Origin of the sequence: Parasphingopyxis sp., assembly GCF_028279465.1 — a bacterium.
Classification (GTDB): Bacteria; Pseudomonadota; Alphaproteobacteria; order Sphingomonadales; family Sphingomonadaceae; genus Parasphingopyxis.
Window position 1 is genome coordinate 19,089 of the sequence record NZ_JANQNS010000004.1, and the last position, 13,399, is coordinate 32,487.

General features: G+C 63.5%; 12 protein-coding genes. 9 read left to right on the forward strand and 3 right to left on the reverse strand.

What is annotated here, in order from left to right; translation table 11 throughout:
• The first annotated feature begins 3 nt into the window (after positions 1 to 3).
• The 4 genes from Q0974_RS02300 (at position 4) to Q0974_RS02315 (ending at position 3,847) form a co-directional block, all read left to right on the forward strand.
• The gene (locus tag Q0974_RS02300; protein ID WP_299322173.1) at positions 4 to 990 is read left to right on the forward strand and encodes an adenosine kinase; all 987 of its coding nucleotides are present in this window, start codon (positions 4 to 6) and stop codon (positions 988 to 990) included.
• 63 nt (positions 991 to 1,053) lie between these two features.
• On the forward strand, positions 1,054 to 1,623 hold the full coding sequence (locus tag Q0974_RS02305; RefSeq protein ID WP_299322175.1) for a TIGR00730 family Rossman fold protein: 570 nt from the start codon (positions 1,054 to 1,056) through the stop codon (positions 1,621 to 1,623).
• A gap of 1 nt (position 1,624) precedes the next feature.
• On the forward strand, positions 1,625 to 2,866 hold the full coding sequence (locus Q0974_RS02310; protein ID WP_299322177.1) for a nucleoside transporter C-terminal domain-containing protein: 1,242 nt from the start codon (positions 1,625 to 1,627) through the stop codon (positions 2,864 to 2,866).
• Between the two features lie 45 nt (positions 2,867 to 2,911).
• Complete coding sequence (locus Q0974_RS02315) at positions 2,912 to 3,847, forward strand: 2-oxoglutarate and iron-dependent oxygenase domain-containing protein (RefSeq protein WP_299322180.1); 936 nt, start codon at positions 2,912 to 2,914, stop codon at positions 3,845 to 3,847.
• Positions 3,848 to 3,856: 9 nt separating this feature from the next.
• Here the strand turns inward: Q0974_RS02315 and Q0974_RS02320 are convergent, their stop codons facing one another.
• On the reverse strand, positions 3,857 to 4,321 hold the full coding sequence (locus Q0974_RS02320; protein WP_299322181.1) for a cytidine deaminase: 465 nt from the start codon (positions 4,319 to 4,321) through the stop codon (positions 3,857 to 3,859).
• Positions 4,322 to 4,365: 44 nt separating this feature from the next.
• Positions 4,366 to 5,145, reverse strand: a complete 780-nt coding sequence (locus Q0974_RS02325; RefSeq protein WP_299322184.1) for an STAS/SEC14 domain-containing protein — start codon at positions 5,143 to 5,145, stop codon at positions 4,366 to 4,368.
• A 151-nt stretch (positions 5,146 to 5,296) separates the two neighbouring features.
• On the opposite strand from Q0974_RS02325, the gene Q0974_RS02330 reads away from it, so the two are divergent.
• On the forward strand, positions 5,297 to 6,286 hold the full coding sequence (locus tag Q0974_RS02330; RefSeq protein ID WP_299322186.1) for a zinc-dependent alcohol dehydrogenase family protein: 990 nt from the start codon (positions 5,297 to 5,299) through the stop codon (positions 6,284 to 6,286).
• A 21-nt stretch (positions 6,287 to 6,307) separates the two neighbouring features.
• Here Q0974_RS02330 and Q0974_RS02335 read toward each other — a convergent pair whose 3' ends face one another.
• Entirely contained in the window at positions 6,308 to 6,820 is a 513-nt protein-coding gene (locus Q0974_RS02335) for a hypothetical protein (protein ID WP_299322188.1), read from the reverse strand.
• Positions 6,821 to 6,919: 99 nt separating this feature from the next.
• On the opposite strand from Q0974_RS02335, the gene Q0974_RS02340 reads away from it, so the two are divergent.
• The 4 genes from Q0974_RS02340 (at position 6,920) to Q0974_RS02355 (ending at position 13,327) form a co-directional block, all read left to right on the forward strand.
• Entirely contained in the window at positions 6,920 to 7,879 is a 960-nt protein-coding gene (locus tag Q0974_RS02340) for a LysR family transcriptional regulator (protein ID WP_299322190.1), read from the forward strand.
• 176 nt (positions 7,880 to 8,055) lie between these two features.
• Complete coding sequence (locus tag Q0974_RS02345; protein WP_299322192.1) at positions 8,056 to 10,617, forward strand: TonB-dependent receptor; 2,562 nt, start codon at positions 8,056 to 8,058, stop codon at positions 10,615 to 10,617.
• Positions 10,618 to 10,619: 2 nt separating this feature from the next.
• Entirely contained in the window at positions 10,620 to 11,849 is a 1,230-nt protein-coding gene (locus Q0974_RS02350) for a serine hydrolase (protein WP_299322194.1), read from the forward strand.
• 74 nt (positions 11,850 to 11,923) lie between these two features.
• The gene (locus Q0974_RS02355) at positions 11,924 to 13,327 is read left to right on the forward strand and encodes an FAD-dependent oxidoreductase (protein ID WP_299322195.1); all 1,404 of its coding nucleotides are present in this window, start codon (positions 11,924 to 11,926) and stop codon (positions 13,325 to 13,327) included.
• Positions 13,328 to 13,399: the final 72 nt, after the last annotated feature.

The window sequence follows — 13,399 nt, forward strand, 5'->3', positions numbered from 1 at the left end:
GGTTTGAGCGATACAGAGTTTGACGTTTTGGCGATCGGCGATGCGGTCGTCGATGTGATCGCCCCGGCCGATGAAGCGCTTCTCCGTTCCGAAGGCGTGCCCAAGGGATCGATGCGGGTGATCGATTGGGACGAGGCGCAGCGGCTCTACGCGCGCATGGGCCCAGCGCAGGAGACGAGCGGCGGCTCGGCTGCTAACAGCATGGCCGGGATCGCCGCGCTTGGCGGACGCGCTGCCTTTGTCGGTCAGACAGGATCGGACCAGCTCGGAACGATATTTGCGCACGATATTCGCGCCCAGGGCGTCGCTTTCGAAACGCCGCCGCTGACCAACGATATCACCACGGGGCGCTGCCTCATTCTCGTTACGTCCGATGCGCAGCGCACGATGAACACCTACCGCGGCGCGTCCGAATATTTGTCGGTCGACGCCATCGATCCTGATCAGATCGCGCGCGCGACTATCGTCTATCTCGAAGCTTACCTCTGGGATCACGAAGCGCCGCGCGCCGCGATGAAGCAGGCGGCCGATCTGGCCCATGCGGCGGGCCGTCCCGTCGCTTTCACCCTGTCGGACATCGCCTGTATCGATCGCCATCGGCCGGATTTTCGCGCGCTGCTCGAGAGCGGTCGGGTCGATATCCTATTCGGCAATGAGGAAGAGGCCCGGGCGCTGGCCGGGCGGACGGATCTGGATGCTGCGGTGGCCGATCTCGCCAGCCATGTCGATCTTTGCGTCATTACGCGGGGCGCGCGTGGCGCGATGGCCGTACAAGATGGAGAGACGGTGGCTGTTCCGGCCGTCACGCCGCGTGCGGTGGTCGATACGACGGGTGCGGGCGACCTGTTCGCCGCCGGCTTCCTTGCCAGCCATGCGCGCCGGCGGCCGCTGAAAACCAGCCTTGCACTCGGCGCGCGGACGGCGGCCGAAGTGATCGCCGATTATGGCGCGCGTCCGCTCGGCAAATTGCCGCACCTGATCGACGATTGACCGTTTACAAGCCGCTGATCCGCCTTCATGCCGAACCATTATTCACCGTCAGGGGGCGACTGGATGAACAGACTGGCCGTATATTGCGGCGCCAACAGCGGTACCGAACCGCATTTCGTTCGAACGGCCGAGAGGTTGGGTGGCGAACTGGCGGCGCGCGGGATCGGCCTCGTCTATGGCGGCGGCAAGCTAGGGTTGATGGGTGTCATCGCCGATTCCGCACTCGATGCGGGCGGCGAGGTCCATGGCGTGATCCCCGAAGCGTTGGTCGATCTGGAGGTCGCGCATCAGGGGCTCACCGAGTTGCACATCGTATCGTCCATGCATGAGCGCAAGGCGAAGATGACCGATCTGTGCGACGGTTTCATCGCGATGCCCGGCGGCATCGGTACGCTCGACGAGCTGTTCGAGGCCTGGTCGTGGAACGCGCTCGGCTATCATGCCAAGCCGTTCCTGCTCCTGAATGTCGATGGTTTCTGGGACTCGCTGATCGCGTTTGTCGACCATGTCGTCGCCAATGGCTTCATCTCGCCGGCGCGGCGCGAGCAACTATTGGTGGCGACCGATATCGGCGATGCGATCGAGCAACTCGCGACTGCCGGTAATGGCGCGAAACAGGGGATGGTCTGGTAAGATGGAAGGCGGCGGTATCCTGATGAGCTTTGCCGGGATCCTCGTGATCCTGCTGATCGCGTTTCTGCTCTCGGCGAATCGCCGGGCGATCCGGCTGCGCGTCGTCGCCGCGGCGTTTGCGCTGCAGGCGGGGATGGCGGTGCTCGTACTCTACACGCCTTGGGGCCGGGCCGGTATCGGCACCGCTGCGCAAGGTGTCTCCAGCCTGCTCGGCTATGCGCAGGAGGGGACGAACTTCATTTTCGGGCCGATGGCGTCGCCGGAATTGGGCGGTAACAGCTTTGCGCTGTCCGCGCTGACCGTCATCATCTTCTTCGCCTCGCTGATCTCCATCCTCTACTATCTCGGCATCATGCAGCTGATCGTGAAATGGGTCGGCGGCGCGATCCAGATCGTTACCGGCATCACCCGCGTCGAATCGCTGGCGGCGGCCTCCAACATCTTTGTCGGGCAGAGCGAATCGCCGCTCGTGATCCGGCCTTATCTCGCCGCGCTGACCAAGGCGCAGCTCTTTACGCTGATGAGCGTCGGTATGGCGGGCGTCGCGGGCACGATCCTCGCGGCCTACGCGGCGCTCCTGGGCAGCGAAGCGCTCCCCTTCCTGCTCGCCGCGGCCTTCATGTCGGCGCCGGGTGGTATATTAATGGCAAAGATCATGATGCCCGACGAACCCGGCGACATTACCGAGCCCGAAGCGCAGCCGGTCGGTGCGGACGATGAGCCGGAACCGGCCAATGTCATCATGGCCGCCGCGCAAGGCGCGCAGACAGGCGTCAAGCTGGCGGTGGCGGTTGGCGCGATGCTGCTTGCCTTTATCGCGCTCGTGGCGCTGGCCAACGGGCTACTCTCTGGTATCGGTGGCTGGTTCGGCATCGAAGAACTGACCTTCCAGCAGCTGCTCGGCTATATCTTCGCGCCGATCATGTTCCTGATCGGCGTGCCCTGGGAAGAGGCCGGACTCGCGGGCAGCCTGTTCGGCGAGAAGATCGTGCTCAACGAGTTCGTCGCCTTTATCAGCCTCGGCGCGGTCGAAGGGCAGCTCTCGACGCGCAGCTATGCCATCGTCACTTTCGCGCTGTGCGGTTTCGCTAATTTCAGCTCGATCGCGATCCAGATGGCGGTAACCGGGGGACTTGCGCCCAACCAGCGCCCGATGATCGCCAAGCTCGGCATCCGCGCGCTGGCCGCCGGTTCACTGGCCAATTTGATGAGCGCGGCGCTCGCCGGATTGCTGCTGAGCTGATAGAGGGACGCAGAGTTCACAACGCGCATTTTACAGGAATATATCGTGCCCGATACAGTCGCCTCCGTCTCGCTCAAGGATTCCGACAGCGATCTGGCCGCTTTCGCCGAAGAGATCGGCAATTCGTTCAAGACCTATGGGTTCGCGATCGTCTCCGATCACGGCATCTCCGCCGATCTGATCGCGCGGGCCGATGCGAAAGCGCGGGAGTTTTTCGCGCTGCCCGAAGATGTGAAACGCCAATATCATGTGCCGGGCGGCGGTGGCGCGCGCGGCTATACGCCGTTCGGCATCGAAGTCGCCAAGGATGCGACCGAGGTTGATCTGAAAGAATTCTGGCATGTCGGCCGGTCGCTGCCCGAGGGCCATCGCTTTGCCGATCTGATGCCGGCTAATATCTGGCCGGAAGAGGTGGAGAGCTTCCACGATACGTTCACGGAGCTTTACGCCGCGCTTGAACAGTCTGGCCTACGGATATTGACCGCCATCGCCACCTATCTCGGTCTGCCACCCGATTTCTTCGACGACACGGTCGAGGACGGCAACTCGGTCATGCGGCTCATCCATTATCCGCCCGTGCCCGAAGATGCGCCGGGCGTCCGCGCCGCCGCGCATGAGGATATCAACACGATCACGCTGTTGCTCGGCGCGGAAGAGGCGGGGCTCGAACTGCTCGACGCGAATGGCAACTGGCTGCCGGTCAAGCCGAAGGAGGGTGAGCTAGCAGTCAACATCGGCGATATGCTGCAGCGGCTGACCAATCATGTGTTGCCCTCGACGACGCACCGCGTCGTCAATCCGGCGCCCGAACGGCGCGGCTTCTCGCGTTATTCGATGCCCTTCTTCCTGCACTTCCATCCCGATTACATGATCGAGACGCTGCCAAGCTGCATCAGCGAGGAGCGGCCCAACCGCTATCCCGAGCCGCTGAGCTCGCACGATTATCTGCAGGAACGCTTGCGCGAGATCGGCTTGATCTAGCGGCTGATTTTACTTTTCAGCGTCGTCGAGATTGTCTGCGCTGAAGCTGGCAGGCAGCAGCGCCGAAATTGTCGATACCGACACCGTCACGCCATCGCCTGAGGCCGAGACGATCTCGATATCGTGATCTGCCAGCGCCGCAGCTTCGGCAATCGCCTGCCGGCAGCCGCCACAGGGCGTCACGCTTTGCGCGCCGGTCAGTGTCCCATCCGCGCCAATATGGCCACCGGCAACCGCTATCCGGCGGACCTTGTCCAGCCCGAAGGCCTGCTGTGCAGACGTCAGCGCCGATATCTCCGCGCAAGTGCCGAGCCGGTAGCAGGCATTTTCCATATTGCTGCCGGTCGCGATACTGCCATCCTCGGCCTCGATCGCGCAGCCGACGGAAAAGCCAGAATAGCGCGCATGGGCGCGCTGCGCCGCCGAGCGGGCGAGGGCGACAAGCTCTGCGGTGCTGTGATGAGTATCAGTCATTTCACCGCTTTAGCGGAGATCTGGCCGATCACCAATATCGCGCGTCAGGCGGCGATCGCATGCTCGGTCTGCGGCTGGGCGTCCAGCCACTTCCAGGCGTCGCTTTCCTCGTCGGCGTCGAAACAGCGGATCTGGACGCGGAACAGCGGATCGAGCGCCTGGACCATCGTTTCCATCCAGTCCGGCGCGCCGACCAGCGCATAGCGGTCGAGCGTCCGGATCATGTCGCGCTTCATCGCCCAAAAATCCGCATCAGCGAGTCCGCTGGCCGCGAAGCCGCGATAGCTTTTGAACCGGCCGAGCAGCCGCTTCGGCTGGCCGAGCTTAAGCGCATCGTTGAAATGATCGGCCACGGCGTTCATCTGCGTGGCCGTCAGCTTGCCGTCGAGTTGAAAGCCCAGCACATTGGGGCTGTCGGTCTCGATGATTGTGAAAGCCGAGCGATGCGGCAGCTGTTCCTTACCCTCGACCCAGGCGAGCGCGCGGTCGCGTTCGTCCATGGTGAACGTCTCGTAGGAAATGCCGGGAAGCAGCGCGCTTTCAAGGCGTGCCGCCCAGCGCAGCCAAGTCGTGTCGGTGACGACAGCGATCCGGCCGAGCTTCTCGCGCTTGCCGATCAACTGCCAGCCGCGCGACATGATGTGCGGCAGGCCGTCGGTCTCAAAGCCTTCATAATCTTCGATCGTGCAGAAGAAGTGCGTCGTGTCATTGGCTTCGACCGCGGCCTCGAGCCGGTCGAGCAGCTCGTCCATCTCGGCGCGGGAGACTTTGCCGCCGAACTCTGCGGCGATCACATTTTCACTGCTGGACAGGAAATTCAGCATGATATCCTCCTTTTGAGTTTGGGGTGGGCCCACGACTCGTGGATACTCCAATGGTTCGCGGCGCGCATTGATCCAGCGCAAGTTGGCGCGATTGGTCCGCGCTACGCCGTGGTTCATGCTATGATAGGCGCGACGGATGGGAGGAAATCGAATGGCCGAGATGCGCGCCATGCAGTTGGACGGGCCCGAGCGCCCCTTGCGCGCTGTCACACGGGCCGTACCGGTACCGCGGGGTAGTGATCTGCTCGTCGCGATCCGTGCCTGCGGCGTCTGCCGTACCGATCTGCATGTCGCCGATGGCGATATCGATGCGGACCTCCCGATCGTGCCGGGGCACGAGATCGTCGGCACCGTCGCGGCGCTCGGGCCCGACGCCGAGGGTTTCGCCGAGGGCGACCGCGTCGGTGTGCCCTGGCTCGGGCGGAGCTGCGGCGAGTGTGCCTATTGCCGCGAAGGTCGGGAAAATCTGTGCGATGCGCCGTTGTTCACCGGCTTTTCCCGCGATGGCGGGTTTGCCACCCATGCGATTGCTGACGCGCGCTTCTGCCTGCCGATCCCGGAGGCATTCGACGATGTGCATGCCGCGCCGCTACTCTGCGCGGGGCTGATCGGCTACCGGTCACTGCGCATGGCGGGCGAGGGGCCTGATATCGGGCTCTATGGGTTCGGCGCGGCGGCGCATATCGTCGCGCAGGTTGCCGTCTGGCAGGGTCGCAACGTCTACGCCTTTACGCGCCCCGGCGATGCGGAAGCACAGGCTTTTGCGAAATCGCTCGGCTGCGTATGGGCGGGGTCGTCGGAGGAAGTGCCCCCGGTGTCGCTAGATGCGGCGATTATCTTCGCGCCGGTCGGCGCATTGGTGCCCGCAGGGCTGAAGGCCGTGCGCAAGCGCGGGCGCGTGGTGTGCGCGGGCATCCATATGAGCGACATCCCGGCCTTTCCCTATGCCGATCTTTGGGAGGAGCGGTCGATCCTGTCGGTCGCCAACCTGACGCGGCAGGACGGTATCGAGTTCATGGAGATCGCAGCGAAGGTGCCGGTGCGCACCCATGCGACGGCGTTACCGCTGAGCGAAGCCAATGCGGCGCTGGAGCGTCTGCGCGCGGGAGAGGTGGAGGGCGCGCTCGTCCTTTGTCCGTGAGAAGCCGACGTGCTGGAACCGTCAGGCCAATGCGCCGCCCGGCGTGAACGCCGGATCGTCAACGCTCACGTCTGTCGAAACCCGCTGCTCCTCGCACAAGGTTCGTTTGTACAGCGCGCCGTCCTTGAACCAGTGCCAGGTGCGGGAGCGCCGGTCGCCGCCATCCCCCAGTATGATGATTTCGACGAAATGCGCGCCGGGCTCATCGCGGCGGGTCAGGTTGAGCATCAGCACATCGTCTTCGGTTTCCCAGGCATAGCCATGGAATGTCGGCATATCCCACCACAGCTTATCATCGCGATAGACGCCGGGGAGCCGTGCGCGATGCTCGCGGCCGTCGTCCCAACGGAACAGATTGTGTTGAATATAGGCGGCTTCTCCGCTCCCCGGAAATTCGCAGACAATCCGCGCGGCATGGCGATCGAGCAGCGTGCCGTCAGCATCGATATGCCGGTACGTGCCCTCCCAGACGCCTTCGTGCCGGACCATGGCGGGCATCAGATCGTCTAGCAGTCGGCGCTTGCTCCGGTTCATTATGATCTCCTTGCCCGTTTTTCGGTGTGGCCGTTTATCACAGCCAAATTATGCGTTTCCAACAACCGATGGTATGCACCGGCCAGCCGGGAGGGAGATATGAGCGACAATCGTCTGCGCAGCCGGTTCATCAAACCCTCGATGGATCCGAAGAAGCTGCAGCATTTTCTCGCCGTATACGATCTCAGGCATTTCGGCCGGGCGGCGACCGATAATGGCGTGACGCAACAGGCGATTTCGAAAAGCGTGAAGAAGCTCGAGGAGCAGCTCGGCGTCGAATTGTTCGAACGGGGCCCCTATGGCCCGGCGCCGACGGTCTTCGCCCATACGCTCGCCAGGCGGGCGAAGGTGATCCTCTCCGAAGCGCGGCTCGCGGCGGCCGAATTGAGCGCGTTGCGCGGCGCCGAAGAGGGCTATGTCCGCGCCGGTATCGGCTGGTCCTTCGTCTCCCGGATCGCGCCGCAAACCGTGCTCCGCTATCGCCGGCGCCGTCCCAACATCAAGGTCAGCCTCGCGACCGGTTCGTCCGACACTTTGTTCGAGCGGCTGTTGAATGGCGAGGTCGAATTCGTTGCGAGCTGCCCGCTTCCGGACTTTGAGATCGACCCGATGCTAGAAACCCAGCATCTGTTTCGCGATTCCGATATGATCGTGATGCGCCATGATCACCCGCTCGCCGGTCAACCCAAGGTCACGCTCGCCGATCTGGCCCAGCAGACCTGGGCGACCTCGGGGACGCTCGGTGGACGCTGGCGCAAAATCTGCTCGACTTTCCTCGCCGCTGGCGTCGAGCCGCCAGCCAATACGATCGATATGGATTCCGTGGGAATCGCCAAAGCGATGATCGCGCAGAGCGACGTTATCGCGCTCTTATCCAGCGAGCTGGTGATCAACGAGACGATGGCGGGGCAGTTTCATACATTACACCGTACCGAATTCCCCTCCGAGCGTATCGGCATGCTGACGACGCGCCGGAGTTCCGCGCTCCAGCCCGCAGCGCAGGCGTTGATTCACGATCTGCTGGCGGTCACGGACGCGCTGCGCCCGGGCACGGCCTGACGGCACGCACAATACCACCGGTTGTCAAAATCAACACACGAGTTGTTGGTCAAGCTTCGGCTTTGCGTGGTTGCTTGGCAACACTGTTTGCATAAAGAATAATTTGTCCGGACAAATCTTGAGAAGCGCCGGATATTGGCATAGTCATGCTGCAGCAGGGTTTTGGGAGAAACAAAATGGTCGCCTCACGCACAGCTTTTAAACTTTCCTTATCCGGCGCGGCGCTCGCCGCGGCGCTCGCCACATCGCCTGCGATGGCGCAGGACGGGCAGCAGACAGCGCAGACGCAGACCGGCCTTGGCACGATCGTCGTCACGGCCCAGCGCCGCGAGGAAAATGTCCAGGAAATCCCGATTGCGATCAGCGCCTTCAACCAGGCGGAGCTCGAAAATCGCGGCGTCTCCGACGCGCTCGATCTCGCCCAATATGTGCCCAATCTGGTCGGTCTCAACAATACCGGTCTCGGTTCGGCCAACTCCTACTTCTTGCGCGGTATTGGGAATACCGAGACGATCGCGACCTTCGATCCGCCGATCGGCACCTATGTCGACGATGTCTATATCAGCCGCCAGAACGCCAACAATCTGAGCCTGTTCGATGTCGAGCGAGTCGAGGTGCTGCGGGGACCGCAGGGCACGCTATTCGGCCGCAACACGACCGGCGGTGCGATCTCGATCGTCCTCGCCGAACCGGGCGATGAATATGCGGGCTACGCCGAAGTCGGTTATGGCAGCTATGATTCCTGGCTTGGCCGGGCGTCGGTTGATATTCCGATCGCCGACACGTTCGCGCTGAAGGTCTCCGGGTTCGTCGAACGCGACGATGGCTATGTCCAGAATGTCACGACCGGCCAGCGCAATAATGACAGCAATGCCTGGGGCGCGCGCCTCGGTTGGCGCGGCGAACTCAGCGACACCGTGCGCTGGACGGGCTCGTTCATGCACATCGAGTCCGATGGCGAGAACCAGCTCAACTTCGATTGCAACCCGGCCAACCCGACCGATTGCGACGGCCGGTTCTCGACAACCGGTCTGATCGAAGGAGCCCGGCTGACCAATGGGCCGCTCATCGGCCTGCTGACGGGCGAGAAGCAGTTTTTCGGCATGGCCAACCGCACCGAAAACAACATGATCACGTCGAACCTCGAGATCGGCGACCGGGATCTGCTCGTGAATGTGATCACCGGCTATATCGATCTGCGCCAGCGCTTCGCGCTCGATTTTGCCGATGGACGCGGCCTGCCGAGCATCTCGTCTCCGGTTCCGCCGGTCCAGGGCTATGCTGCGGGCGGCTTCACCATCGCCAATGACGGCGCGCACGAACAGTTCACACAGGAGGTCAAGCTTACCGGCAACCTTGCCGACGGGCTGATCGATTTCGTCGCAGGTGTCTATTATTTCCGCGAATGGAACACGACCGATTTCGGCGATATCTTCACGCTCGGTATCGCGCCCGGCGGCTTTCCGCTGTTGCTTGCCGATCGCGTGCTCATAAACAATGCGGAGGCCTGGGCCGGCTATGTCCAGGCGGACTTCAACGTCACCGACGCGCTGACCCTGACGGCCGGCGTCCGCTATACCGATGAAGAGAAGGACATCACCTTCATCGACAACCGCAGCAGTATCGGCAACGGGCTATGCATCGGCCCCAACCAGTTCGGGCCGAGCCAGTGCCTGATCAATTCCAATCTGATCGCTTCCAACGGCGCGCAAATCCCGACCGAACAGAGCGTCGATGTATGGACCCCGCGTTTCGCGATCAGCTATCAGGTCAATCCCGATTTCATGCTATTCGCCTCGGCGACGCGCGGCTTCAAATCGGGCGGCTGGAACGCGCGTGGCACGTCTCCCGGCACATTGCTGCCCTTCGATCCCGAATTCGCTTGGAGCTATGAGGCGGGCTTCCGGTCCGAATGGTTCGACCGGCGGTTACGGCTGAACGTCACCGGCTACATTCTCGACGTCAGCGGGCTGCAGACCCCGTCGGCGCTGATCAATCCGAACACGGGCGCGATCGACTTCATCACCCGTAACTTCGCCGATTATGAGAATGTCGGTCTCGAGATAGAGATCAATGCACAGCCTGTGCCGGGCTTCAACATTTTTGCGGCGATCGGCTATCAGGACGATGAATACAACATCCCGTCAAACGCGCCTGCTTTGGACGCGTTCGGTGTTCAGTCGGTCGGCGCGCAACAGGCCAGCTGTCTCGCGCAACTGGCGTCCGGCCTCACCGCCGGCGGCCGCGATCCGGACGGGCCGGGACCGGCACCCAGCGACCAAGCCACGGCCTGCGCCAACGGCATCGTCACTGCGGATGGGTCGATCGCCGAGCCGGTGCGGACACCCGATTGGACCGTGTCATTCGGCGCAAGCTATGAGGCGGTGCTCGGCAATAGCGGCATAACGCTGACTCCCTCGGTCAACGCGGTCTACCGGTCCGACCAGGAAGTCGGCACGTCGAACGTCAACATCTTCGATGCCGGTTTCACCAGCCCCGGCGGCGTTGACTATCAGGGCAATCTTGCAGGTAACGGCAATTTCGTGATCGGCTCGTTCAGCGAAGCGCACTGGATCGTCAATTCGAGCCTCACGCTGCGCGGCGAAGACGATAACTGGGCGCTGACGCTCGAATGTAATAACTGTTTCGACGAGGAATATATCCAGTCGTCGCTGGCCAATTACAGCTATCTGAACCGGCCGCGGACCTGGATGGTTCGGGGCAGGATCACCTTCTGATCATGGGCGCAGAAGGCGCAAAGTGGACGGCCGCCGGCCTTTTCGGTCTGGCGGCCGTGCTTTTTTCGGGTGTGGCCGTCGCCCAGGATGAGACCGCCGATCCTGTCCTCGAACAGCGGCTGGGGAGTTATCTCGCCGGCGGCTATGAGCCGCTGACCACGCCGGTCGGCTGGTATGCGCCGACCGAGCGCGTACGCGGCGGTGAGTATCCGGCAATCCGGCAGGTTGTGGAGAGCGATGCGTTCGATGCCGACGCCATCGCCGCGGTCGCTGTCCATGCCGAGCGGATCGGTAGTTCGGCGCTGCTCATTTCCCATCGCGGCCAGCTCGTCCATGAAAGCTATTGGCAGGACAGCGGCCGGGACACCTATTTCAACCCGCAATCCATGTCGAAGACGGTCGCGGCGCTGCTCGTCGGCGTCGCCATTGCCGAGGGGCATATCGCGAGCGTCGATGATCCGGTCGGGCGCTACATCGCCGAATGGACGGACGATCCGCGCGGCGCGATTACCATCCGCCACCTGCTCCACATGTCGGCCGGCCTCGCCCAGCTCAGCGGCGATTACGGCTATGCCGTCGTGCCCGAAAACCCCTCGGTTGCGCAGTTTTTCGGCAGCGATTTCGTCGGGCCGATCCTCGGCCTCGCACAATCCGACCCGCCGGGCGTGCGCTGGGATTATAATAATAACGAAACCAACTTGCTGGGTGTGATCGTCGCGCGCGCGACGGGGCGCCGCTATGCGGAGTTCCTCTCGGAGAATCTCTGGCAGCCGCTCGATCTCGCCGACGCGTCGCTCTATCTCGACCGTGAAGGCGGTGCGCCGATGATGAGCTGCTGTATCCTCTCACGGCCGATCGACTGGCTGCGGATCGGCGAGCTGATCGCCAATCGCGGGGCATTCGGCGGAGAACAGCTGGTGCCCGCCGACTGGATCGATGCGATGCTCGCGCCTGCGCCGACGCGGCCCAGTTATGGCTATCTGACTTGGCTCGGCGACCAGCGGGTCGGCGGCGAACCCGATCCGCGCCCGGGCCTGATCCCCTGGCAGAGCGAATCCTTCGCGGCGGATGACCTGATCTTCCTGCACGGCCATGGCGGGCAGCGGACATGGATCGTCCCGTCGCGCGATCTCGTGATCGTCCGGGCGGGGCGGAGCTGGCCGACCGAATGGGACGAGGCGGCGATCCCCAATGCCGTGATCCGCGCTTTGGACGAGAGTGCTGCCGATTAGCCGCCCGCCTAATTGTCCGGACAAATATGCGCTGCTAGTCTTCCCCCGTATCGAGCATGCGGGAGGATGAAGCCATGGTTGGATTTTCGCGGCGGACTTTCCTCAAAGGCACGGCATCGGCCGCGCTGCTCGCCAGCGCATCCGGCGCGCGCGCCAATGAGAGTGCCGACGTCATAGTCCTTGGCGCCGGTCTTGCCGGCCTGTCGACCGCGCTCCAGCTTACCGAGGCCGGTGCGTCGGTGCTCCTGCTCGAGGCGAAAGAGCGTCCCGGGGGCCGGGTGCAGACCCTATTCGATCTGCCCGGCCGTCCCGAGGCCGGCGGCACCCAGCTCAGTTCCAATTATCGCCGCTTCGTCGGCCTGGCCGAGCGGTTCGATATTCCGCTGGTCGAAGATTCCCCGATGCAGCGCGACGGGCCGCCCGAACTCTATATCGCGCTGCGCGGCGAGACGATCCTGCCCGATGCGTGGGCAGGCCATGCGCTAAACCCGTTCGCGGGTCCGCTCGCCGGGCTGCCGCCCTGGGCGCTGCCCTTTGCCGCGATGGGCCGCGGCAATCCGCTGCCTGAGGTTGCCAGCTGGCGCGATCCGGCCTTTGCCGAATGGGATGTGCCGGTGTCGGATCATCTCGGATGGACGAGCGAGCAGCTTCGCCTCGGTTTCGGGATCAATCCCGGCTATGGCGCATCCGCCTATAACCAGTCGGCGCTGATGTGGTTCCAGATACTGAAGGCGATCGCCGAACCCGGCGGACGGCTGCTGACCGTCGAGAATGGCAATCAGCGCGTTCCCGATGCGATGGCAGCAGAACTGGGCGACCGGGTGCGGTTTGGAGTGGCCGCGCGCAGCATTGCGAGCGGGCCGGAGGGCGTCGAAGTCCGGACGATGGATGGCAGCCGCTATCGTGCCGACCGCGCCGTGATCACGCTGCCCACCAGCGCATTGCGCACCGTCGATATCGATCCCGCACCGCCGATATTGCAGCAGCGCGGCATCCGCAGTCTGCCCTATAATCGCGTCGTGCGCGCCTATTTCGTACCCGAGCGGCGCTTCTGGGAGGAGGACGGCCTGCCGCCCTCGATCTGGAGCGACAGCTATGCGGGCCGCGTCTTCGCGCTGCGCGGGGGTGGCGGTACCGAGATCACGATGATGCAGAGCTTCATCACGGGCCGGGCGGCCGAACTGCTCGACCGTATGCCGGAAGCCCAAGCGATGGCGCTGGTCCAGGCTGAGATCGAACGCATCCGCCCGGCCGCGCGCGGCGCGCTGCGTCCGGCGGCCTATGTGAGCTGGGGCAGCGATCCCTATGCGGGCGGCGCCTATGCCTGCTGGGCGCCGGGCCAGATCACCGCCTTCGCCGATGCGCTATCGGCGCCGCACGACCGGCTGATCTTCGCCGGTGAGCACACGGCGATCCGCGCGCGCGGGATAGAGGGTGCGCTGGAGTCCGCCGATCGGGCCGTCGAAACGGTGTTGTAGAAGTTTTGTGGATCGGCCTTGAGATTGAATAAAAGAGAAGGCGCCGTCCTTCGAAACGGCGCCTTCATATTT

What these genes read in the sequence shown, in the direction of transcription:
- Q0974_RS02335 (WP_299322188.1), bottom strand. Translation starts at nt 6,820, where the DNA reads ATGAACCGGAGCAAGCGCCGACTGCTAGACGATCTGATGCCCGCCATG.
- Q0974_RS02325 (WP_299322184.1), bottom strand. Translation starts at nt 5,145, where the DNA reads ATGCTGAATTTCCTGTCCAGCAGTGAAAATGTGATCGCCGCAGAGTTC.
- Q0974_RS02330 (WP_299322186.1), top strand. Translation starts at nt 5,297, where the DNA reads ATGGCCGAGATGCGCGCCATGCAGTTGGACGGGCCCGAGCGCCCCTTG.
- Q0974_RS02310 (WP_299322177.1), top strand. Translation starts at nt 1,625, where the DNA reads ATGGAAGGCGGCGGTATCCTGATGAGCTTTGCCGGGATCCTCGTGATC.
- Q0974_RS02355 (WP_299322195.1), top strand. Translation starts at nt 11,924, where the DNA reads ATGGTTGGATTTTCGCGGCGGACTTTCCTCAAAGGCACGGCATCGGCC.
- Q0974_RS02320 (WP_299322181.1), bottom strand. Translation starts at nt 4,321, where the DNA reads ATGACTGATACTCATCACAGCACCGCAGAGCTTGTCGCCCTCGCCCGC.
- Q0974_RS02345 (WP_299322192.1), top strand. Translation starts at nt 8,056, where the DNA reads ATGGTCGCCTCACGCACAGCTTTTAAACTTTCCTTATCCGGCGCGGCG.
- Q0974_RS02350 (WP_299322194.1), top strand. Translation starts at nt 10,620, where the DNA reads ATGGGCGCAGAAGGCGCAAAGTGGACGGCCGCCGGCCTTTTCGGTCTG.
- Q0974_RS02305 (WP_299322175.1), top strand. Translation starts at nt 1,054, where the DNA reads ATGAACAGACTGGCCGTATATTGCGGCGCCAACAGCGGTACCGAACCG.
- Q0974_RS02340 (WP_299322190.1), top strand. Translation starts at nt 6,920, where the DNA reads ATGAGCGACAATCGTCTGCGCAGCCGGTTCATCAAACCCTCGATGGAT.